23 protein-coding genes and 1 pseudogene are annotated in these 22,459 nt (G+C 44.6%); 10 read left to right on the top strand and 14 right to left on the bottom strand.

Features of this window, described 5'->3' with window-relative positions; translation table 11 throughout:
• Positions 1 to 227: 227 nt before the first annotated feature.
• Positions 228 to 1,583, bottom strand: a complete 1,356-nt coding sequence (locus QFZ81_RS10925) for a TrkH family potassium uptake protein (RefSeq protein ID WP_307602746.1) — start codon at positions 1,581 to 1,583, stop codon at positions 228 to 230.
• 184 nt (positions 1,584 to 1,767) lie between these two features.
• Between QFZ81_RS10925 and uraA the strand changes: the two genes are divergently transcribed.
• Positions 1,768 to 3,036 (top strand): uracil permease, encoded by a 1,269-nt coding sequence (uraA, locus tag QFZ81_RS10920; protein ID WP_307444594.1) that lies wholly within the window; start codon positions 1,768 to 1,770, stop codon positions 3,034 to 3,036.
• A gap of 82 nt (positions 3,037 to 3,118) precedes the next feature.
• On the opposite strand, the gene QFZ81_RS10915 is transcribed toward uraA, so the two are convergent.
• Complete coding sequence (locus tag QFZ81_RS10915) at positions 3,119 to 4,024, bottom strand: aminoglycoside phosphotransferase family protein (protein WP_307602744.1); 906 nt, start codon at positions 4,022 to 4,024, stop codon at positions 3,119 to 3,121.
• Positions 4,025 to 4,215: 191 nt separating this feature from the next.
• Here QFZ81_RS10915 and QFZ81_RS10910 point away from each other — a divergent pair, with 191 nt between their 5' ends.
• The gene (locus tag QFZ81_RS10910) at positions 4,216 to 4,560 is read left to right on the top strand and encodes a DUF1904 family protein (RefSeq protein WP_307602742.1); all 345 of its coding nucleotides are present in this window, start codon (positions 4,216 to 4,218) and stop codon (positions 4,558 to 4,560) included.
• A 149-nt stretch (positions 4,561 to 4,709) separates the two neighbouring features.
• Here the strand turns inward: QFZ81_RS10910 and QFZ81_RS10905 are convergent, their stop codons facing one another.
• The 3 genes from QFZ81_RS10905 to QFZ81_RS10895 form a co-directional block, all read right to left on the bottom strand.
• Positions 4,710 to 5,840, bottom strand: coding sequence for an L-dopachrome tautomerase-related protein (locus QFZ81_RS10905; RefSeq protein ID WP_307602739.1), 1,131 nt, complete (start codon positions 5,838 to 5,840; stop codon positions 4,710 to 4,712).
• A gap of 113 nt (positions 5,841 to 5,953) precedes the next feature.
• On the bottom strand, positions 5,954 to 6,379 hold the full coding sequence (gene fosM / locus QFZ81_RS10900; protein WP_307602738.1) for a FosM family fosfomycin resistance protein: 426 nt from the start codon (positions 6,377 to 6,379) through the stop codon (positions 5,954 to 5,956).
• A 16-nt stretch (positions 6,380 to 6,395) separates the two neighbouring features.
• Complete coding sequence (locus tag QFZ81_RS10895; protein WP_307602736.1) at positions 6,396 to 7,853, bottom strand: aminotransferase-like domain-containing protein; 1,458 nt, start codon at positions 7,851 to 7,853, stop codon at positions 6,396 to 6,398.
• Between the two features lie 130 nt (positions 7,854 to 7,983).
• Here QFZ81_RS10895 and QFZ81_RS10890 point away from each other — a divergent pair, with 130 nt between their 5' ends.
• The 4 genes from QFZ81_RS10890 to QFZ81_RS10875 all read left to right on the top strand — a co-directional run bounded on the left by QFZ81_RS10890 (position 7,984) and on the right by QFZ81_RS10875 (position 11,908).
• Positions 7,984 to 8,589, top strand: a complete 606-nt coding sequence (locus QFZ81_RS10890) for a LysE/ArgO family amino acid transporter (RefSeq protein ID WP_307602734.1) — start codon at positions 7,984 to 7,986, stop codon at positions 8,587 to 8,589.
• A 415-nt stretch (positions 8,590 to 9,004) separates the two neighbouring features.
• Positions 9,005 to 9,508: a TRAP transporter small permease gene (locus tag QFZ81_RS10885; RefSeq protein WP_307602732.1), complete on the top strand. Its 504-nt coding sequence runs from the start codon at positions 9,005 to 9,007 to the stop codon at positions 9,506 to 9,508.
• The gene (locus QFZ81_RS10880) at positions 9,508 to 10,800 is read left to right on the top strand and encodes a TRAP transporter large permease (protein WP_307444613.1); all 1,293 of its coding nucleotides are present in this window, start codon (positions 9,508 to 9,510) and stop codon (positions 10,798 to 10,800) included. The genes QFZ81_RS10885 and QFZ81_RS10880 overlap by 1 nt, the downstream gene beginning before the upstream one ends.
• Before the next feature lie 43 nt (positions 10,801 to 10,843).
• Positions 10,844 to 11,908: a TRAP transporter substrate-binding protein gene (locus tag QFZ81_RS10875; RefSeq protein ID WP_307444615.1), complete on the top strand. Its 1,065-nt coding sequence runs from the start codon at positions 10,844 to 10,846 to the stop codon at positions 11,906 to 11,908.
• An 85-nt stretch (positions 11,909 to 11,993) separates the two neighbouring features.
• On the opposite strand, the gene QFZ81_RS10870 is transcribed toward QFZ81_RS10875, so the two are convergent.
• The 8 genes and pseudogenes from QFZ81_RS10870 to QFZ81_RS10835 all read right to left on the bottom strand — a co-directional run bounded on the left by QFZ81_RS10870 (position 11,994) and on the right by QFZ81_RS10835 (position 18,499).
• Positions 11,994 to 12,746, bottom strand: a complete 753-nt coding sequence (locus tag QFZ81_RS10870; RefSeq protein WP_307444617.1) for a response regulator transcription factor — start codon at positions 12,744 to 12,746, stop codon at positions 11,994 to 11,996.
• 9 nt (positions 12,747 to 12,755) lie between these two features.
• Positions 12,756 to 14,600: a sensor histidine kinase gene (locus tag QFZ81_RS10865; RefSeq protein WP_307602731.1), complete on the bottom strand. Its 1,845-nt coding sequence runs from the start codon at positions 14,598 to 14,600 to the stop codon at positions 12,756 to 12,758.
• 79 nt (positions 14,601 to 14,679) lie between these two features.
• Positions 14,680 to 14,997: a cupin domain-containing protein gene (locus QFZ81_RS10860; protein ID WP_307444621.1), complete on the bottom strand. Its 318-nt coding sequence runs from the start codon at positions 14,995 to 14,997 to the stop codon at positions 14,680 to 14,682.
• Between the two features lie 127 nt (positions 14,998 to 15,124).
• Positions 15,125 to 16,630 (bottom strand): alpha-glucosidase/alpha-galactosidase, encoded by a 1,506-nt coding sequence (gene melA / locus QFZ81_RS10855; protein ID WP_307602730.1) that lies wholly within the window; start codon positions 16,628 to 16,630, stop codon positions 15,125 to 15,127.
• A gap of 107 nt (positions 16,631 to 16,737) precedes the next feature.
• Positions 16,738 to 17,649 (bottom strand): AraC family transcriptional regulator, encoded by a 912-nt coding sequence (locus QFZ81_RS10850; RefSeq protein WP_307444624.1) that lies wholly within the window; start codon positions 17,647 to 17,649, stop codon positions 16,738 to 16,740.
• Positions 17,650 to 17,835: 186 nt separating this feature from the next.
• On the bottom strand, positions 17,836 to 17,982 hold the full coding sequence (locus tag QFZ81_RS10845) for a hypothetical protein (protein ID WP_307602728.1): 147 nt from the start codon (positions 17,980 to 17,982) through the stop codon (positions 17,836 to 17,838).
• A 9-nt stretch (positions 17,983 to 17,991) separates the two neighbouring features.
• Positions 17,992 to 18,063 (bottom strand): annotated as a pseudogene (locus tag QFZ81_RS10840) (phytanoyl-CoA dioxygenase family protein); the annotation flags it as partial.
• Positions 18,064 to 18,334: 271 nt separating this feature from the next.
• Positions 18,335 to 18,499, bottom strand: coding sequence for a hypothetical protein (locus QFZ81_RS10835; RefSeq protein WP_307444628.1), 165 nt, complete (start codon positions 18,497 to 18,499; stop codon positions 18,335 to 18,337).
• 192 nt (positions 18,500 to 18,691) lie between these two features.
• Between QFZ81_RS10835 and kduI the strand changes: the two genes are divergently transcribed.
• The 4 genes from kduI to QFZ81_RS10815 are packed head-to-tail and all read left to right on the top strand — an operon-like array spanning position 18,692 to position 21,917.
• On the top strand, positions 18,692 to 19,525 hold the full coding sequence (kduI, locus tag QFZ81_RS10830) for a 5-dehydro-4-deoxy-D-glucuronate isomerase (protein ID WP_307444630.1): 834 nt from the start codon (positions 18,692 to 18,694) through the stop codon (positions 19,523 to 19,525).
• A 34-nt stretch (positions 19,526 to 19,559) separates the two neighbouring features.
• Complete coding sequence (locus QFZ81_RS10825) at positions 19,560 to 20,315, top strand: DeoR/GlpR family DNA-binding transcription regulator (protein ID WP_307602726.1); 756 nt, start codon at positions 19,560 to 19,562, stop codon at positions 20,313 to 20,315.
• An 18-nt stretch (positions 20,316 to 20,333) separates the two neighbouring features.
• A complete protein-coding gene (gene kduD / locus QFZ81_RS10820) occupies positions 20,334 to 21,086 on the top strand; it encodes a 2-dehydro-3-deoxy-D-gluconate 5-dehydrogenase KduD (RefSeq protein ID WP_307602725.1) in 753 nt (250 codons plus the stop codon).
• Entirely contained in the window at positions 21,087 to 21,917 is an 831-nt protein-coding gene (locus tag QFZ81_RS10815) for a sugar phosphate isomerase/epimerase family protein (RefSeq protein WP_307444636.1), read from the top strand.
• A gap of 60 nt (positions 21,918 to 21,977) precedes the next feature.
• On the opposite strand, the gene QFZ81_RS10810 is transcribed toward QFZ81_RS10815, so the two are convergent.
• Positions 21,978 to 22,451 carry a GlcG/HbpS family heme-binding protein gene (locus QFZ81_RS10810; RefSeq protein ID WP_307444637.1) on the bottom strand — a complete coding sequence of 158 codons (474 nt, stop codon included), beginning with the start codon at positions 22,449 to 22,451 and terminating at the stop codon, positions 21,978 to 21,980.
• Between the last annotated feature and the right edge of the window lie 8 nt (positions 22,452 to 22,459).

Genomic DNA, 22,459 nt, shown 5'->3' with positions numbered 1-22,459 from the left:
TATTTGCAGTTACGCTTTGGGTATTTACTTGTAAGCGTGTCAGCTTCCCTTTTTATATTGAAAGCGCTTCCAACTTTCGTAAATAAAACGATTTCCACCCGCTTATATTTTTCTTTGACTTTCCTTTAAAAACAAAAAAAACCTTGTCATATCAAGGTTTTTCTGCGTGTGGAAAATGATAAAGAGGTAGAAATTAGTGAAAAATGAGGAGCGCAATACCTTTAATATCAGCCGATCGTGATCTTCCCCTCCGGGTAACGGTAAGGCTCTTTTTTCGGCAATGGCGACAAGGAATAGGCAAGCGAGACGGGGCCAAGACGTCCGACGAACATCAGAATGATGATGAAAACTTTACCGAATCCCGAGAGCTGCGACGTTAATCCAACCGACATTCCCGCAGTAGCATACGCCGATGTAACCTCGAACAAAATCCCTAAGAAATGGAAGTTCTCGGTGATCGAGAGGATCATTGTCGAAAGTACGATTAAGATAAAGGAGAGTAACGCAAATGTAATAGCTTTATAAATCCGATCCTTCGAGATTCTTCGGTGGAACAGAACAATTTCATCCCTGCCTCGAACCATTGCGTAAACCGCTCCAACAAGAATTACGAAGGTAGTCACCTTAATACCCCCACCGGAAGAACCTGGCGCGGCTCCGATAAACATCATGATAATAATAAAAAACTGCGTAGCTTGCCTCATCGAGGCAATATCGACCGTGTTCACACCCGCTGAACGTGATGACACGGATTGCAGCATCGCGCTGAGCGTTTTGCCTATGGCGGACAACGGCTGCAGTGTGAGGGAATTCGAGTACTCAAACACAAAGATGACCAGTGTGCCTAACAATATCAAAGCCGCGGAGGCGCTGAGGACAACCTCGCTGTGCAGCGTTAGTTTTTTATTCTTAGGGTATGTAAGCAAGTCAGAGATAACGATAAATCCGATTCCGCCTAAAATGATAAGCACCATCGAAACGATATTCAGGTACGGGTCCTCTACATAATGCATGAGACTTCCCATTCTATTAGGTAAACCGCCAAACAGATCGAATCCTGCGTTGTTGAATATCGATATGCTATGAAAAATACCGAAGTACAACGCTTGGCCAATTGGCATTTCAAATGACCAGCGAAGTGCGAATAACAATGCGCCTGCCAGTTCAATATACAGCGCATAGATCAGCACCTTACGAAAAAGACGGACTATGCCTTCCGTTGATTCATGGTTCATCGCCTCCTTGAGAATAAGGCGTTCCTGAAAGGAAATACGACGGCGGAGAACGAGTGCGATTAATGTAGACATGGTCATAAAGCCGAGCCCGCCAATTTGGACTAGCAGAATGATGACAATCTCCCCAAAGGCCGATAAATGTGCTCCTGTATTGATCACGGACAGCCCGGTAACACAAGTAGCGGAAGTCGCCATAAATAAGGCATCAATGAATGTTAATCTGCCTGCGCCAAAATAGGAGATAGGCAGCCACAGTAGTACGGCACCAATTAGGATGATCACTAGGAATCCGATCGCCATAACTTGAGGAGGACTCCAGCGGAATTTTTTCTTGAAATGAGTTAACATATAGGGACTCCATAAACTTATGATTGTCCGATTATTGTATAATCTGTCAATAACAAAGTAAAGACAGCATTAAACAAGATGGTATGCCCTAAATTGTCTTATAGAATTTTTGATAATTATTTCTTCTTTTCATTCGAATTATGGTAAGATATCGTACGATAACTTTAAGAAGGGAGTTCCAACCGTGTCTCGTATTATTCAAGTAGATGAACGCCCCTCCATAGGCGAAAGTATTCCCCTTAGTTTACAACATTTATTTGCTATGTTTGGCTCCACCGTGCTGGTCCCTATTTTGTTTCATGTCGATCCAGCTACTATTCTTTTGATGAACGGGATAGGAACCTTGCTTTATATTTTCATCACAAAAGGAAAGATCCCGGCTTTCTTGGGGTCAAGCTTCGCCTTCCTCTCTCCTGTTTTCGTCGTCATCGCTTCCAAAGGATATAGTTCGGCGTTAGGCGGATTTCTGGTTGTTGGATTGATTTTTACAATCATAGCGTTGTTGATTCGGGTCGTGGGGACACGCTGGATTGACGTTGTATTTCCACCTGCTGCGATGGGAGCGATAGTTTCCGTTATCGGTTTAGAGTTGGTGCCTACAGCTGCCACTATGGCAGGTATTATTCCACCGGCTAATTTAAAAGAAGCCTGGGTTCCCGATCCTATCGTTATCTCGGTTTCTATTTTTACATTTTTGGTAGGCGTAGTAGGTTCCATTGTCTTTCGTGGACTTTTGAAGGTCATTCCCATTTTGGTAGCCATCTTTGTCGGTTACCTACTTGCAGCACTGCTTGGTTTGGTGCATATTGGTGAAACGTTTGGGGCTGCTCAGTGGTTCAGACTCCCTACATTTTACAGCCCAACATTCGATCTGGCGAGTATCTTAATCATTGCTCCTGCTGCTTTAGTCGTCATTGCGGAGCATATTGGCCACTTGATTGTTACCGGGAATATGGTAGGAAAAGATTTATCAAAAGACCCTGGACTAAGTAGATCCTTACTCGGAAATGGCATCTCTACGATGCTGTCCTCCTTAGTAGGTTCAACACCAAATACAACTTACGGTGAAAACATCGGTGTCATGGCGATTAGCCGCGTATATTCTGTGTGGGTTATCGGAGGAGCAGCGATCCTGGCGATTGTGCTCTCCTTTGTCGGAAAAATCTCAGCATTGATTCAAACCATTCCAACTCCTGTCATGGGCGGCGTTTCCTTGCTGCTGTTCGGTATCATCGCCGCTTCGGGGATCCGCATGCTGGTGGAAACCAAAGTCGATTATTCCAAACCGGTCAATCTAATTCTAACAACCGTTGTTCTTGTCATTGGCCTTAGCGGAGCAACGCTGAAATTGGGACATTTTGAACTGAAAGGTATGGCACTGGCCACCATAGTTGCCATTCTGCTCAGCTTGTTCTTCAAGCTGCTGGAGGTTTTCAAGCTTTCTAACGACTAAAGCTCAAATGGTATAAAGAATGGCTATCCCTTAAGTCTTAACAGACCCGGGGGATAGCCATTTTTTTAAATATTAGACATCGTTATATCTGCTTCAAGCTCTTAAAAACATGGATGGCATCAAAAAAAGGCGCGTTATATCTACCATCCTCCTGAACTGTCCAACAGGTTGCTAGAACTGAATGTGCAAAACCCCACGATAACATTCTTTTTTTGTCTAAGTTCAACTCTTTTACAAATATATCAATACGCTTCTCAATGACATGTGTTGAATCTCCATTAGGCAATTTATTTAATAAATACTGAATGACGTCGTATTCTCTGTCTCCAATCAACCCTTTAGGATCAATCGCTAACCAAGGTTCTCTAGCAGCCATTAAAATATTGTAATGATGTAAATCGCCATGAAGTAAAAATGGTTTATCCGGCATAGCGTTCATTGATCTATAAGTGTCAACTGCTTCATGTAGAATATCTTTTGTTATAGGACCGTGACCTTCTATATTTCTCTTATAAATATTGATTAATTTCTCTTCCATATGCATAGTTGTTGGAATGCTAGATGAATTAGAAGGTGCAGGAATCCATAATTTCTTCATTACTTGTGAGGCTATATGTGCAGCTTCGTCCTCACTTTCTAATGACGCTAGTGTTTGCCCTGGAATTAATCGTTCAAGAATAAGAATCCCTTTTGCGATATCAACATCAATGATTTTAACTATGCCATTCCCATTAAAAAGTGTTAGAGCATCGACTTCAGATACAAATTCATCACCTGGAATGACGAGTTTTATCACAACTTCAGTTCCGTCTTTCCGAATGGCAGGAGCCACAAAATTAAAAGATAAATCAAACGGGGACATCATTTTCATTTGCCAACGCTTTTCACAATCATAAATAAGCCTGTCAAAATTTCTCAACCACTCTTCGGCTTTACCCTTATGGACGTCTCTTAATGTTTGAACGAATTGTTTTGGTAAGCTGCTCATTGTCTTTACCCCCACAATAGTCAAATCCTGATCAATTTAAAGTCTATTCGATCTCATTATAAGATATATCGTTCAGATTATGTACTTATCTACATATGAGAATGGTTTCATCTAATATAGGATTTGTTTTTACCTGAATTTTTTATTAAAATATATAAATTCGCTAACCATTTTGCAAAGAAGGAACCCATATGCCTTTTCTCAGATTTAAAGGTTTTCAAAAGGATTTCATTTCTTCGATTTCAAGTACCGTCATCCAACAATTTTCAAAGTTAACGGGCGTTTTGCAAGAGAAAATAAAAATTGAACTTCTTCTTGTGGAACAATTAAATAATTCTCCCCTATCCTTAGAAATATATATGTTCCCTAGAGATCAGGAATTGCATGATAGCATTGTTAAAGAACTCTATACGATTTTATGTGAATATGGCTTTCGCGATGTTCATATCTTTTTTATCCTGCTTTCTCCTCATTTGTACTATAAAGAAGGACAACCATTAATCACCAATCATTCAGAACCTTTCTTAATAACATAACTATTTGGAGTAACAAAAGAACAAGAAAAGGCACGCTTTTAGCGTGCCTTTTCTCTATTTAGCACATCCACAGTCATCTTCGGCGACTTTTTGGACAGCCACTTCATGTTGCAGAATTTCGCTAAAATTTTCTTTTATTCTAAATGATTCTATGCGTACAGATAGGATTTAACGTCCCTCCCGACATATGCTTTCCAAATATTCAGATTGTATGGATAACTCCAATCTATTTCGTAGCCGCCGAACATCTCGTGAAGCCGATTATTGTTAAAAATGATCGAGCCCTTCTGGTCAAAAGCGACTCCGTCCACCCAAAGCATCCGATCGTCAGACACAAAGTTATGAAAGCTGCGGCCACTAGCATCGTAGAAGCCGATCCCTTTTCCCTCTAGCATCGTGTAGAATATATTGCCTTTATTGTCTGCGTGCATACCGTCGGTGGTCGTGCCTTTGCTGCCGATCACTTTCACAGCATCTTTAATTTGCTCAAGAGGCGTCTGATCGTTTTTCAGAAGTGAGGTATCGATAGCGTACAAATTGCGGCCGGTTACCTGGCAATAGTACAACGTGCTGCGGTCTGCGGACAAGGCAATGCCGTCGGCGCCGATGCGCAGTGGCTTATCTTTAAACACAGGTTTGTAATCGATTTGAAAATGAAAATCGGGAAACTCCTGTGTGCTGTAATGCCGGTCCAATACTCGCCGGAACGTTCTCGTTCGCATGTTGTAAACGATGATCCCGCCATCCAGCGGGTGGTCCGGCCAACCACATCCCGAATCCGTTATGTAAACGAATCCGTTCTTGTTATCGATTACGACGTCATTGAGGAAGGAAGTTCGAAGTGGCGCAATTTCGTTCGGAATGACGATCGAGTCGAGCAGCTTATTCGTATTCAAGTCCCAGATGACCAGCTTCTGTGAGCCTTCCGGAGAAGGTGCATAAGCGATTTTACCCTGATCCAGCAGCCACATCCGGTTATATTCGTCTATCTCATAGCCGAGGACGGATTGTAATGCTTGAACGTTACCGGCCTTATTCCAATCCCAGCTTGGGAAGGCTTCCAGTAACGGTTTTCCATCCCTTACGACAATGCGGTTCATCGTAGCGGGTATACCGTGCGCCCACCGCGGGACTGAAACATAATAGTTGCCTTGATGATCGACCTTGACGCCCGCGGGCATCGCCTTTTTCCAGAATTGGTTCGTCTCGAACTCCTGTTTCATCCCGGGATTGGGGAAATTCCAGTCCAACCGGTTCCAGTGGCATATCATTTTATACATCGGGTTAAAGCCTCCTGCGACCTTATAATCAGGTTAAACACCTTCCTTATAGGTATGCGCACAGGAAAAAAGAGCGTGGGCTCTTAGCTTTTTACATTCCAAATTAGAAACATTTATTCATCGTTAAACTCCATATGCGTTTTATCCTGTTTATAATAATCTAATCTGTCCTGTAAAGTACCTGTATGAAATTCGAACTTATGACCGTCTGGGTCTGTGAAGTAAATTGACCTCTTATCTTTCTCGTCTCTTGGACGACCTGGAAGGATGTTAACATGCAATTTCTTTAGTTTCTCATACAGATCATCAAAGTCGGCTTCTTCAATTGAAAAAGCAATGTGTGTGTACGATAGATTTATTTCATTACGTGGAATATCTTGTTCTACATTCAGGGCAATCCACATGCCATTCAGATCAAAATAGGCCGTACTTCTTCCTTTAACTAACGGCTTTGCATCAAAAACATGTTGATAAAACGAAATCGAATTCTCTAAATTAGAAACAGAAAATAATAAATGATTCAAACCTTTAATAGACACCCGATCACCTCAGAATTTATTTATTTTTACTGACCCCAGCTAACTCTTTAATCATCTCCGCCAAATGCTCAATCCCCCATTCAAGCTCATGAAGCTTGGCGTAGGCATAGGAAATACGCAAGTAACTTCCCGCATTTCTATCATAAATCGAACCCGGGTTCAGCAAAATCCCTGCTTTCAAAGCACGCTCAAACAGCATTTGCATGGGCACATCCACATGGAGACGAACCCAAATGTAGAAACCGCCTGCCGGCACTGACCAGGAAGCAATCTCTGTAAAATTGGTCTTCAACAACTGAACAGTGAGATCCCGTCTTCTCTTAAGTTGATCTCTAGCATAGACAAGATGCTCTTGATATAAGCCTCTGCCAAGCCATTCGGCTGCTGCCCATTGGGATACCGAGCTCGAGCCGTAATCGTTCTGCATTTTAATATCAGCCAATCGTTCAATAACCGGCTCTGGGGCAACTACCCAACCAATTCTTAGTCCTGGACTTAAGGTCTTCGACAAACTCCCCAAATAGAGGACTAGTGCATTAGGGTCCCTGGACTTTAATGGTAGAGGTGGTGGCGTTTCAAACCAAAGCTCCCTGTAGGCATCGTCCTCAATGATTGGAAGTCCCTCATCCGCGCAGATTCTCATCAGCTCTTGACGTCTTGGCTCTGACATCAGCGTACTGGTAGGATTATGGAAAGTAGGAATGGTATAAAGCAGTGAAGCGTTATAGCCTTCTTTGTAACGGCTAATCTGATTCGTTTGAATGCCTTCTTCATCCATGGGTAGACCAACCAGCTTAATCGCACTAGATTGAAACACATGAACCGAATATAGATAGGATGGCTTTTCCAAAAGGATGGATGAGCCTCGCTGCAGCAGTCCGATAGATATGAGCTGCAACGCTTGGAGCGATCCAGATACGATCAGGATGTTGGAGGGCGAAGTTTGAACGCCAATTCCATGCAAGTAAGCAGCTATTTGTTCCCGCAAATACTGATTTCCCTTAGGTTCTTCATAGCCCAAAGTGAAAGGATTCACTGAAGAATCTTCAAAAATCTGTTTCATTTGTTCAGAAGGTAGCAGCTCAGGGGAAAGCTCCCCAGTCCCCAAACGAATAATGCCATCTTGAAATTCCGCACGATTAATGTGCTGTATGGCAGGCTGGTTTGGATAATAAGTGCCGGCTTGCACATAAGAGCTCCAGTCTGGGGGAGGTGAAGCCGCTAAAAGGTTCCAAGAGTTATTGATGACTCTAGTCCCCCCTTTGGTGTTGCCCTCCAATAACCCCTCAGCAATTAGATCACTCAGCGCGGTAACAACCGTACTTCGATTCACGTCAAAGCGTTCAGCCAGCGCACGCTGTGAAGGAATTTTGGTACCAACCGCCCATTCACCTAGCGATATTTTATTTTTAATAAAATCCTTAATCTGAATATATAAAGGGGTTTCCGACAATAAGTCCGGTTTCCAGTCCATGCTATGATCCTCTCCTAACTAGTTCAAATATAACATTTGGTTGGGTGATACACCATCCATTTGGAGGGAGACATTCGATTGATTTGTTCTATACTAGTGAAGAATAGTCTTATAGATAGGAGAGATCGTTTTGCTGGAAACTGTTTTACATGGGCTTATTTTGGGATTTGGGCTCATTCTGCCTGTAGGGGTACAAAATGTTTTCGTATTCAACAAAGGTGCCCGCGGGTCATCTTACCTTAAAGCACTGCCTGTCATCCTTACGGCGTCGGTTTGTGACACGATTCTTATTTTATTGGCAGTCTTAGGCGTTTCTTTCGTCGTATTAACCTTCACTTGGCTTCAAGCAGCGCTCTATGGATTTGGATTCTTTTTCCTGTTATATATGGGATGGGTACTCTGGAGGAGTAAACCTGGTTCGATGACCTCACAACGGGAAAATGAGCCAAAAAAACAAATCCTGTTTGCAGCATCCGTCTCGTTAATGAATCCCCACGCTATACTTGATACGATTGGAGTTATCGGTACAAATTCCTTACAATATGTTGGCGGAGAAAAATGGGTGTTCACTGTCTGCGTTATTCTAGTTTCCTGGTTCTGGTTCTTCGGTTTAGCGTTCGCAGGACGCCTAGTGGGCAAGCGTGATCCTGGGGGGCAATTCATTGACAAATTAAACAAGGTTTCTGCCTGTATGATATGGGCTGTTGCTGTCTATATGGGCATGCAATTCTTATAAAAGGAATGGAGGAACCGTTGAACACTAGATGAATGAATCCACATACTCGGGAGAAAGATGTTGTAAAAAGCACAACAATTACTACCTAAATCCCGCCTCTCACCCTTCGTCGCTCTATAATGTATAATAATTGGGCCCGAGACAGGCGATTTTGCAACAAATGGCCTCAAAATGTTGTACGAACTGCAACTTCAAGTTCCAAAATAGCATTTAGGCGTGTGAATTGTTGTAGTCAAATAATGAGCAGGTTGTCCCTCCGACAACTGTTCATTATTTGTTTCAACCCAACCAAATATCTAAAAAAACTACAAAAAAAACTAAAAACAATGGCATACCTGTGGGTAGATAGGAGCGCTATACTTAAGTCACATTAATGAAAGCACTTACAAATTAGAGAGAGGAGGTCCGCTTTACGATGAGAATACTTCGAAAAATTGCTCTCGGTATTGATACATGTATCGAGTCTGCCGCCCTCATCGGCTTGCTTAGTATGATCATCATCGTCACCGCACAGGTCATGACCCGCAAGCTGTTTGACTTCGTATTCTTCTGGTCGGAGGAAGTGACCATGCTGCTTCTTGTCTGGTTTTCCTTCATGGGCATTGCAATTGGCTTTCGTGAGAAGCTGCATTTGGGCATCGATTCCTTCACCCACAAGCTTCCAGCCTCCGTCAATAAAGTTCTTGATAAAGTCATCGAGCTAGTTATTCTCGCCTTTGGTGCCTATCTCGTGTACTTTGGTTGGGACTTCACCGTCATCATGAATGAATCAGAATTACCGGCGACGGGCCTGCCTAACAGCACACTGTATGTCATCATGCCAATAACCGGCGTCATGACCTGTGCCTATGCACTCTTGCAGTTGTTTGGTATCGAGACGAAGCGGCATCAAAATATGAAAGAAGGAGGCCCCGAATAATGGATCCGACCATAGCTATTCTCATACTTTGTATCACTTTTGTTGGTCTGATCGTCCTCCGCTTTCCGATCTCATTGGCTTTAGCTGGTTCATCACTGCTCACCTTACTTTACTTGAAAGTCCCGCTGGCAACCGTGGGCCAAACGATGATTCAGGGGATGAACTCTTACTCCCTCCTAACCATTCCGTTCTTTATACTTGCCGGGCAAATTATGAGTGAAGGCCAGATGGCTTTGCGCCTCATCAATCTCGCTCAAGTTCTCGTTGGAGGCATACGCGGAGGCTTAGCCATGGTCAACTGCGTCGCCTGTATGTTCTTCGGAAACATCTCCGGATCAGCCATTGCTGACGTCTCCTCCATCGGCTCTGTCATGATTCCGATGATGAAGAAAAAGGGCTATGATACCGATTACGCAGTTGGCGTTACGGTCTCTGCCGCTATTCAAGGCGTTGTTGTGCCGCCAAGCCACAACCTCGTGCTTTATTCCCTAGCGGCTGGAGGTGGAATCTCCATCGCGTCGCTTTTCCTAGCGGGCATAGTCCCGGGATTGATCCTATGTGTCTCCCTTATGATCACGAGTTATATCATCGCCATCAAGCGGGGTTATACGAAGAGTGAAGCTGTTCCAGTGCGAGAAATCCCAAAGATTGTACGCGATGGCCTGCTTTCCCTTCTGACTGCCGTCATCATTCTAGGCGGTATATTCACAGGATGGTTTACGGCTACAGAAAGCGGCGCATTAGCTTGTCTCTACGCTTTTATTCTTACCTTTTTAGTGTACCGAGATATTCCCATAAGCCGGATGTGGATCATTCTCCAACGTACATTCCGAACCGTAGCGATGGTGCTCTTCCTGATAGCTGCCTCCGCTACCTTCAGCTGGGTACTAGCCTTTCTCAAAGTTCCCGGCATGTTAACGGATTGGATGCTGGGCATCACAGACAGCCCCATTGTTATTTTGCTGATCATCAATGTCTTGCTGCTCTTACTGGGCGCACCGATGGATATGGCTCCACTCATCTTAATCATGACGCCTATTTTACTTCCGGTCGTGACGACCCTTGGCATGGATCCTGTTCACTTCGGCATCATTATGATGTTAAACTTAGGCATTGGATTGCTGACACCACCTGTCGGAACCGTTCTCTTCGTAGGCTCTGCTATTGGAAATATTTCGATTTCTGAAGGCACCAAAGCCATGATGCCGTTCTTTTATGTCATGTGCGTTGTACTCATGATACTTACCTATATACCTGGTCTTGTCATGTGGCTTCCTAACTTAATGAAATAAGGAAATAATTCAACTAATTCGATAAAAAGGGTGAATATTCGATATGAAAATGAAAAGAAAATACATCACGGCTCTAAGTACAGTAATTGGTACTAGTCTCTTGCTTGCGGCTTGCGGTGGCGGAAGTACACCGACGAATAGTGGTTCAACAACGACTCCTGGAGCCGCGAGCCCTGCAGCAGCGACGAAGAAAGCCGATGGACCTAAATTAAATTTCCGTCTGGCTGAGACACACCCTGCTGACTACCCTACGACACTTGGCGATAAGAAATTCGCCGAACTCGTCAATCAAGCATCGGATGGCCGCATCAAAATCGATGTATTCCCTGCCTCTCAGCTCGGTGAGGAGAAGGCCGTGATCGAGCAAGTTCAACTTGGCGCTATTGAATTCACTCGTGTCAGTACGGGAGCACTTGGCGGGTTCAACAAGCAATATGAAGTGTTCAGCTTGCCCTACATTTTCGATAATGATAATCATCAGTGGAAATTTCTGGAAAGTGAACAAGGAACGAAGCTGCTCGATAGCTTAGAGTCTTCACGTATGAAGGGACTGGCGTATTACAGCTCAGGAGCTCGTCATTTCTATTCCAAGAAGCCGATTAAAAGCATCGCCGATCTGAAAGGACTCAAAATACGCGTTATTCAAAACAAGGTCAATATTGATCTCATGAACGCACTTGGCGCGAATGCAACACCAATGCCTTATGGAGACGTCTTCAATGCTTTGCAAACAGGTATCATCGATGCCGCTGAGAACAACTATCCGAGTTATTTCTCTTCCAATCATTTTCAACAAGCCAAAAATCTCATTCTTGATCAGCACCAACGGGTGCCTGAAGTGCTTTTGATTTCTAAAGTAGCTTGGGATAAGCTGTCTGCTGACGATAAAGCACTTATTAAAAAAGCTGCTATTGAATCCGTCAAAACGCAAAAAGTAGAATGGGATAAATTCGAGAAGGATTCCGAAGCCAAAGTGAAAGCGGCGGGAGTTACGATTACGGACGTATCTGACCTGGGGCCATGGCAAGATGCTGTAAAGCCTGTTATCGAGAAGTATCGCAACGACTACAAAGAAACGTTAGACGCGATCGAAAAAGCTAGAAAATAGCAATTCAGAACAAAGTAAAAAAAGGACATTCTATGGGTTGCACTCTCCCCTCAGGTGTCCTTTTTCATTTGACTTCATTTCGCTTCTATTTGGCTTCATCCAACCTTCCGCCACATTTCCTATATTCCAACGGGGAGCAGCCTGTCAACTTTTTAAACGTACTGCTAAAGTAAGAAATATCCCCGTAACCAAGCCTTTCCGCGATTTCAGAAACACGTAAAGACGTTTTTATAAGCAGCTTCTTCGCTTCTTCCATGCGCATTTCAATGACATAATCGACGAACTTGCCTCCCGTTTGCTGCTTAAAGAGTTGGCTCAAGTAGCTGGGGTTCAAATGGACCAATGCTGCGGCATCGGTTAAGCTGATATCTCTGGATAAGTTCAAGCCGATAAACTGCTGTACTTGTTCAATAGCTGACAATTCGTCCGTTCCGATTAGCGGGGAATCCGCCAACCGCCTCGCTGTCTTCGTTATCCTGTCTTGCATCCATCGGCCCAAACAATCTGCCATCGCCTCCATTTCCACAGGTTTCAGCAGATAGTCCTTCACCCCGTAGCGAATCGCTTGCTGAGCTAGCTGAAAATCGTCATACCCGCTCACTAGGATTAAATTGGCTGATACCTGTGTCATCTGCTCCGCCAAAGCAATGCCGTCCATAATCGGCATCTTCACATCCGAGATAACCAAATCAGCTCTATGCTTCTGTAGTGCATCTATAGCTTCCAAACCGTTCGCGCATTCCTGCACGATTTCGAAAGGAAGCTTTGTTTGTTCCACGGCTTTACGCAGCACGACACGAACCCATCTTTCATCGTCTACGAGAATGACTTTGTACATGACCTACTATTACCTCCCTTCCTCTCCATGAGGCTTCAACGGCAGCTTGATTCTCACCAGAGTTCCTCCATTTGCTTCACTGTCTAGCTCTAGACCGTAGGCGTCACCAAACAGATAAGAGATACGCCGATGTACATTGACGATGCCGATCTGTGACACCGCCGTAATCATGTCTTTCTGCAGCAAATCGAGCTGTAAGGCACGGAGTTTCGCAGCCGGAATACCAACACCGCTATCCTTAATTTCAACTACAAATTGATGATCATTTAATTGAGCAGCTGAAATGACAATATGAACAGGCTGTGCACTCGTTTCAATGCCATGAATGACACAATTTTCAACCAAGGGCTGTAAAGCGAACTTCGCGATGATTTGTCCTTCTGCCCATTCAGGGATCTGGAATTCATAGGTAAGTTTATCGTCAAACCGATATTTCTGAATCCGTAAATACATGTCGCATATCTGAATTTCCTGCTGCAAGGAGATCGTGGCCCCAGCATGATTTAAATTGTAACGCAGTAGTCGAGCAAGGGAGGCAACTAGCACAGAGATGTCGGTCATATCCTTTTCCAGTGCCATCCCTCGCACCGTTTCTAAAGCGTTCATGAGAAAGTGCGGATTAACCTGCGATTGCAGCACTTTCAGCTCTGTCTCTTTTTGGCGCAGCTGAAGATCCTTCTCTCGGAGCTGAGAGTAGTAAATTTCATCGAGCAGTACCTGGAGCTTTTCGACCATTTTATTAAAATCGTTCGTTAGCTGCCCAATCTCATCCTTAGATTCGATATCCACACGAGCCAGAAAGTCGCCCTCTTTCACTCTTTTCATGAAAAATTGCAGCGCCCTTACAGGTCGAACGATACTCGTAGCAAAACCAATCCCAATCAAATAGGCAATCAGTAATGTGGCAAGGACCGTCCACCAAATCGTTCGCCGAATATACTCGGTTCCACGTGTCAATTCTTCTTCAGGGATCGTCGTCACCAACCGCCAATTTAAATAGGATGACAGGCTGAAGGTGTAGAAAGGCTTATCTCCTGTTTGTGCTTGGTAAGATCCACTTTCCTGCTGTAAAATCCATTCTAATTGATCCCAATCCGCCAAATGTCCAATTTTCGTGTATTCAGGTGAATAAATATAACGCCCGTATGAGTCGAGAATAGATAAATACCCCGTTCGGCCAATTGTAACCCGTTCAGCAATCTCTTGAATCCGTTTGAAGTTGACTTCCATAATTAACGTTGCAACGGGCTCTAATGTATTGGGACTCACTAAGCGCTTCACGATGGAGAGAACAGGCACATATTCCAGCTCGTAGCGCTGAGAAGGCGGTCTGATGATCAACATAATATCACTGTTGGAGGGTACACTGGCAAACCATGGCTCCTGTATCAATTGCAGCGCCGGGGTCACGTTTTTATTCATGCTTGTATCCAAGACAGTCTGATTTTCCATAACAAGCATGATCCGAGAGATGTCTGATCGGGAGTAGGCGGTGTCGTTCAAAAGCTGCATCATGGGCTCGCGGATGCCTGAATTCTTCACTTCCTGTTCACTTGTCATCCTTAGAAACTGCTGCATCGAAGGATGATTCTGCATGCGAATCGAGTCGATCTCGAAATCTCGAATATAGTATTCAATATGCAGCTTGACTTGCTCAATGATTTGCTTGTTACTCAAATTGGCTTCCTCGCGCAGCACTTCAGATGATTTCTGATAAGAAATCAGCCCAACCACAAGCAGCGGAATGACAACTAGCATTGCCGAATAGACGAGCAGTTTCACTGTCAGTGGACGATCACGCAAAAACAAGTTTCTGTAGAACCAGATCCAAGCTCTACGACCTCTTCTACTCATGTTCAGCCTCCTTTCCGCCAAATTTGCAAGCGCATTCAATGTTGATTAGGAAAGAAAAACCAGTTGCAAGTGCAACTGGTTACCGTTTTACAAGATCTTCGCGAATCGGTGTGAAGACATCTAACAACGCGGATTCTTCTAATGCCGTAACACCATGCTTAGCGTTACTTGGTATGTATACCGTCTGGCCTTGGCTGATAACGGTCACCACACCATCTATAGTAAACTCAATTTTCCCTTTTAAGCAATAGGACATTTGTTCATGAACATGACTGTGTTGGTAACCAATGGCTCCTGGCTCGAAATGAACCTCCATCATCATCAAACCAACCTCAGCTTTCAGAATGCAGCGCTGAACGCCTGGCTCGGCTGCTTCCCATACGCCAATATTAGACATCTGACTTTCCCCTTTCATTATTAAACGATTACCGAAAAAAATAAAAGGACCGCAAGCGGTCCCTCACTTACTTTTTTAATTATAACTGAAAAGCACCTAAATGAACATACTTGAATCCAAACGAACATTAAGAGTTAACAGCTGCGCGATCTTTCCCTTTGTCCGCTTCACCTGCATTTTTATTCGCAGCTTCACGATCCTGCTGCATTTCTTCCACTGTTTTCACCTTCAAGCGCGCTGCTCCTTCATAGCTGCGCGTAGGAACGAGGTTCCCAGCTGCAAGACGTTGTTTCGCTTCGGCAATAGCCGTGCCGTATTGTGGCAGCCATGACTCTTGTGCGACCAACATTTCATCGACCATCTGCCATATTTCATTGGGATTGCAGACGGCTCCTACGAGCGGATCCATCATAAACGCTTGACGAAGCAGCTTTTCATCGCCATGCACGGCCGCTTCGACAGCAAGCCGCTGCACAGAAATACTTACATTGCATACCGCTGCTGGCCCAAGCGGCAGGTCTCCAACATGCGGCATCGAGATACCGTTGCGATCTGCATAGCCAGGCGCTTCGATAATTGCATCATCAGGCAAATTCGAGATGACACCGTTATTAACCAAGTTGAAATGTCCACGATATACGCGTCCTGTCTCAAGACCCTCAATAATATAAGAGCCATGCTCTTCACTGCGTTTCTCTGCTTCGTAAACGAATGCCTTATCCTTCATCCAGTTCGGAAACTCCGTTTCGAACCAGTTGCGACCCTCCGTGCAAACACGCAGATAGCCGCCTGTTTCTCCATTAATCCAGCTGCCCATGTCGATCCAATCTTGGATTTCGCTAGCGCGCTTTCGATACCAAGGCACATACTCGCTCAGATGTCCATTGGATTCTGTACTATAGTAGCCAAAGCGGCGCAGCATGTCGATACGCACTTTCTCCGTACGCGTGAACTCCGGATGGTTCTCGAAGGCTTCCAGCAGACCGCCCGTCAAATCCTGACCGTTGTGACGGATCTGTACATACCAAGTTTGGTGATTGATGCCTGCGCAAATAATGTCTACTTCCTTTTTCTCCAAGCCGTATACTTCTGCAATTTGTTGATGCCCATGCTGAACACCGTGACACAGACCAATCGTCCTCACACCACCGTACTTGTTGCAAGCCCAAGTCAGCATGGCCATCGGATTCGCGTAATTTAACAACAGCACATCAGGCGCCGCCACTTCTCGAATATCTTGGCAAATGCGAAGCATTTCCGAAATGCCGCGCTGACCATACATAATGCCGCCTGCACATAGCGTGTCGCCCACACATTGGTCAACGCCGTATTTCAGCGGAATATCCACATCGGTGGCAAAAGCCTCCAGACCTCCTACACGAATCGTACATAAGACATACTTCGCATCTTTCAAAGCTTCTCTACGATCTGTTGTAGCTTGAATCTCTATTTTCAATCCATTTTCTCGAATATCCCTTTGGCAGAGCTCGGTAACCATATCTAAATTATGTTGATTGATGTCTGTAAAAGCGACTTGAATATCGTGAAATTCAGATACTGCTAACAAATCTCGAAGTAACCCACGTGTAAATCCAATACTCCCTGCTCCAATAAAAGCTACCTTAAATGACATATCTATCGTCCTCTCTATCGTTTAATCTACAATTCACATTGTATCAAGATCGAAAGAGAAAACGTTATCAAATTCCTAACTTCATCGGAGGTGATTTGTCAAAAATCCTAACTTTTTTCTGGATATTCCCACTTGTGAGTATCCATTGATTTCCGATATTCCGTAGGGGTTAAATCGGTATAGTCTTTGAAAAGCATATGAAAATACTGTCGGCTCCCAACCCCGATATAATCGCATATTTCTGAAATCGGCACATCTGTTTCCAGCAGCAGCATTTTGGCTTTTTCCATTCGAATCACGGTTAAATAAGCCATAAGGGTTTGCCCTGTTAACGATTTGAAAATCCGCTGTAAATACCCGGGGTGTAAATTTACAGCTCCAGCAATATCCTTCACTTGAATGTCGCGGTCATAGTTCTGATGCAAATAATCAACGCTCTGTTTCACATACCACTCACTTTGCGCCATGCCGCCACTTGCTGCTTCTTGCCTAAGTCGTGCTATTCGAATGAGCAGTTGAGCGATGAGCAATTGAACCATCGTATCACTTTTGGCGGCTGCTTTATCCAGTTCAAGCACCAAGCTTTTCATAATATGATAAACCTCATCGGGGTCGCGCAGTACCAAATAAGGAGATTTGACCTCCAGTAAAGAAGCCAATAGCTTGTCTTCTGCAGCCAGTTGATGAATAGATGGAAATACACCCTTTTGCTGGGTAAAGCGGAACTCTACATTTAGCATTCTACAAGGGGCAGCCTCGTCAACGATCAATCGATGGGAGACATTTGCGTCCATAATAATGAACTCTCCCTTTTTGAGACTAACACTCTCGATATGTGTAGGCAATATTTGGATTTCAACGTCGCAGGAACCTTGTATGGTATACATAATTTCTACCGCATCATGGCGATGAAAGGACATATCAAAGCCTTGCCATTGTTTAAAATAATACGCCATCACTTGAGGATGGCAGTGATGCTCGGTCACAAAAGCTGGGAATAGACTACCGCCATTCTGCATTGGAATCTCCTTTCCCTGAGAGGTAGTCCTTATTTCTGAAGGGGTTTTACCTGATTAAAACTAAGATGTTCCAACGGATTCGCCATGTGCTTCATCTCCAGAAAAGCTGTGTCATCATTAAGGCAATTGTAACCGCCTGTAGGAAAAAAGAAAATCCCTTCGTATGGAAGGGATTTTGCACCTTAATTATCGTTTAAATAAAATTGGTAAATACTCATTTGCAAAAGCTTGACCGTGAAAAGGATGCGGTCCTAACAGACGGGAATTGTCATGACGCTGTACACCTGCGCGGTAGCTCGTACCGCTCGGCATCAGATGTGCAACGACCGACATACGCGGCTCATTCGTCTTATTAGCTCCAGACCCATGGAAAGTAAGAGCGTGATGGAAGCTTGCCTGACCTGCCTTCAGAATGCAGAGCTTCCAGTCAACATTTTGCCACCGTGTTTAAAACATTACAGGCATGACCCCGATCCAATGGAGAATGAATCAAACTGGCTTGAATGATTATGCCTATCCTATCCACAATCTCACTTAGCCAAGCAAAAATCCGTAGAAAACTATCCTAAGTAAGGTAAACTTCGTCGCCTTACGTCTAAATGAAAAAGGACCTTGGCATCTACACATGTAGACTGCAAGGTTCTTTTCAGCACTCTCCCATTCTCGGGTGAAGCTTTTCCAGTTCCTAATCCCGATCATCGGGATCGCTGGTCGAGAACACCTTTTTTACATTATCCATGATTTCCTCAACAGCCTCACTCAGCATATCTGTCGGTGTTGTGGCCTCCTCATCAGGTTGAGTGGGAATTGTGTCGTTACATACGTGATCGAAATAATGACTTTTATCCATGCGCTAACCTCCTAGGTGTAACATAATCTCGTTTGCTTGTTGTTTACTTAATCCGTATCCTTTATTCACCCTAACAGAAACTTTTGAAACATAGGTCCAAAAACCCTTGCCTAAACCCCGTTATTGGAGTAAATTAAACCTATATGAACGCATATCAACATAAATAAACCAATTTTAAGGAGAGATTAACCGATGGATATCCGCTACGCATCACACCCGAATGAAGTTAAGCAATTTGATACTGAACGCCTGCAAGCTGAGTTTCAAATTAATTCTTTGTTCTCACCTAATGAAATTAAATTAGTGTACTCCCACGTTGACCGTTTCATCATTGGTGGCGTGCTTCCTATTACAGGCACACTTCAATTGCAAGCCGACAAGAAAGAAATGGCTGCAGATTATTTCTTAGAGCGCCGCGAGATCGGTATTATTAATGTTGGCGGCAGAGGCACGATCACAGTTGATGGAACGGTTTACAACATGGATTCCAAAGATTGCATTTATATTGGTCTTGGCGCGAAGGACATTTCATTCGCAAGCGAAAATGCTGCCGAGCCAGCGAAATTCTACTTTAATTCAACACCTGCTCACCAAACATATCCAACGGTAAAAGTCGCCATCAGCGAAGCTACTCCTACTCACTTAGGCAGTATCAATACATCTAATGAGCGTACGATTTACAAATACATCCACACAGGCGGCGTAAAAAGCTGTCAACTCGTTATGGGTATGACACTTCTGAAGCCAGGCAACATGTGGAACACAATGCCTTCCCATACTCACAATCGTCGTTCCGAAGTTTACTTCTACTTTGACATGCCGGAAGATGCGGTTGTGTTCCACATGATGGGTGAACCGCAGCAAACACGTCACGTAGTTATGCGCAATGAGCAAGCTGTCATCTCCCCAAGCTGGTCCATTCATAGCGGTGTTGGCACGAACAACTACACCTTCATTTGGGGCATGGCTGGCGAAAATCAAATTTTTGATGATATGGACGCCGTGGCCATGAAAGATTTAAAATAGTCGGTAACCTCTATTTAGAAACGGATGACACCCGATGAACCCTTTACGCAGATATGAAACCATTATGGAAATACTTCTGGCGCAGAAAGAAGTAACCGTTAACGAGCTTAGCGAACGGCTGGACGTTACTGGTAAAACGATTCGCGAAGATTTGGCCAAACTCGAAGAAAAAGGGCTGCTTGTCCGCATTCATGGCGGTGCGATGCTCGCTCAAAGTGATCAGCTTGGCATACTTTCAACGAAAGAGCCTATCATTAAGCATGCCGATCAGAAATCCGAAATTGCAACAATTGCTCTGCGATACATTCAGCCAAGGGATATTATTGCCCTCGATGGCGGCAGTACAACACTTGAAATTGCTAGGCGGCTGGAAAATCAGCCGCTTACTGTTGTAACGAACGATTTATTTATTATCTCCGAGCTCTTGCATAAGGAAGAAATTCGGCTGGTTGTTCCAGGCGGCTACCGTCTGCGTAACATGCTCGCAGGTCCTGAAGCCGTGGAATATGTGAGTAAGCTCAACATTCAGAAATCGTTCATTTCTGCCACTGGTGTTCATTTGCAGCACGGCTTTACCATCTACACGAGTGATCATGCCGATTATAAACGTGCATTGATTAGATCCAGTGCAGCGGTTTACGGCGTTGCCGATCATTACAAATTCGGCCAGTGTGCCTTACGAACCTTCGCTTCCTTATCCGAGGTGGCTATGATCCTAACAGACAGTGCCCTACCCGCTGATATTGCCAAGCAGTACCGTGATGCTGGTATCCAGATCGTAACTCAATAGTGAAAAGGAGTATCCTTCATGACACTTTTTAATTTAACAGGCAAAACGGCCTTCGTAACCGGCGCTTCCGGCGGTCTTGGTCAAGCAATGGCCATTGGCCTTGCAGAAGCAGGCGCAAACGTCATTGCTGTATCCTCTTCCGAAAGCGTTCAAACGGTAGAAGCCATCCGAGCATTAGGCGGCAAAGCTGAGCTGATCGCAGCTGATCTTAGCAACGAAGACATCCTCGAGGATGTTGTAAACAAAGCCATCGGCATCTACGGCGGCATCGATATTCTCGTGAATAATGCCGGAATCATCCGACGTACGCCGGCAGTCGACCATGCACGTCAAGATTGGCACGATGTTATTGATCTGAACTTGAACTCTGCGTTCTTCTTGTGCCAGCTGATTGGCCGTCATATGATTGAGCGCGGCAGCGGCAAAATTGTGAACATCGCTTCCATGCTGACCTACCAAGGCGGTATCAATGTTCCTGGCTACACAGCAAGTAAACATGCAATCGCAGGTGTTACCAAAGCATTAGCGAATGAGTGGGCTGGAAAAGGCATCCAGATCAATGCCATCGCTCCTGGTTACATGACGACTAATAATACGGCTCCTATTCTCAAAGATGAGAAACGCACACAATCCATTACAGATCGAATTCCGGCAGGCCGTTGGGGCTCACCAGAGGATTTGAAAGGTCCAGTTGTGTTCTTGTCATCGCATGCATCGGATTATATGAACGGACACGTACTGTGCGTGGACGGCGGATGGATGGCTAGATAGATGGGAATCGGTACATTAGCCCATGCCGCCGGCCATCTTCCATTGAAGCAATTAACAGAGAAGCTAAGCGGACGAGGCATTGACTTCGTTCAACTGGCACTTAGCAAAGCGATCAGTGATATTGACACCAGCCTCGGTAGGCTCAGCCCTGCTCTGGCCAATCACATTGGCGAGCAATTCCACCGTGCGGGTATCCGGATTGGCGTGCTTGGCTGTTATATCAACCCGATTCATCCTGATCCGCAGCAGCGGCGTCATGAAATCAACCGGTTCAAAGAGCATTTGCGTTTCGCCAGAGACTTTGGTACCTCTATCGTTGCGACGGAGACAGCTGACCTAACGACTTACCTTTCGCAGGATTCCGAGCGTTATGAGGCCATTGGTTGGGCAACCCTCAAGCAAACTGTTGAAGAATTAGCAGAGGAAGCTGAACGTTGGGGTGTCTTCATCGGACTCGAACCTGTATTCACTCACACATTATCTAGCTGCGATAAAATGGTTCGGATTTTGGATGAAGTTCCATCCAGTAATCTGGGAGTTGTATTTGACCCAGTCAACCTGCTCCCGCCAACAGCTATAGATTCACAAGATGTTTTCCTTGATCAGGCATTTGCTGCTTTTGGTGACCGGATTGTCCTCGCCCATCTTAAGGATGTTGTCATTCAGAACGACAAGCTGAAAGAGGTACGATCTGGTAAGGGTATTTTTCAAACGAAATCGTTCTTGGAGAAGCTGTACCTGGCAAAACCAGGCATCGATATCTCCTTAGAACAGCTTGCTGATGATACGCTTGATGAAACTTTTCAATATGTAAGAAGCCTTATGAGTTAAAAATAAGCCCCGTCCTCTCTTTCATCGGAGGAACTGGGGCTTTACTATTTGAAATGATGCCTATTTCTTTATATCAGGCTCTGTCATGACTTCGTACGCGTTACCCAAATAACACTGCAGCGCCTTTAACGCCGCAACCCCTACCGCTATGTCATCCTCACCATTCCCTCCGCTTACACCAACCCCGCCAATGACACTCCCGTTCACCACAATCGGAAGTCCCCCGACGAAAATGGCAAATTTACCAGGCATCATGGCATGAATCCCAAATGCCTCACCATGGATGGTCGCTGGGCCGCCGGGCTGATTGAACAAATGTGTAGAACGCCTGTGATTGCTAGCTGTAAACGCCTTAGCTATGGCGATTTCCGGGCTCGTATTGCGAGCGCCATTCATTCTTTCTAATGCAATTAGATATCCGCCGTCGTCTACGATACATATCGTTTCGGCTGCTTTCGCTTCTATTGCCGCTTGTATGCCTGCTGCGATCATGACTCTCGCTTCTTCTAATTCAAGCTTAAATACTAATTTCATAAGTCATT

The sequence above is a fragment of the Paenibacillus sp. V4I9 genome (assembly GCF_030817295.1).
Lineage (GTDB): Bacteria > Bacillota > Bacilli > Paenibacillales > NBRC-103111 > Paenibacillus_E.
This window is presented reverse-complemented; position numbering and strand designations above follow the sequence as displayed.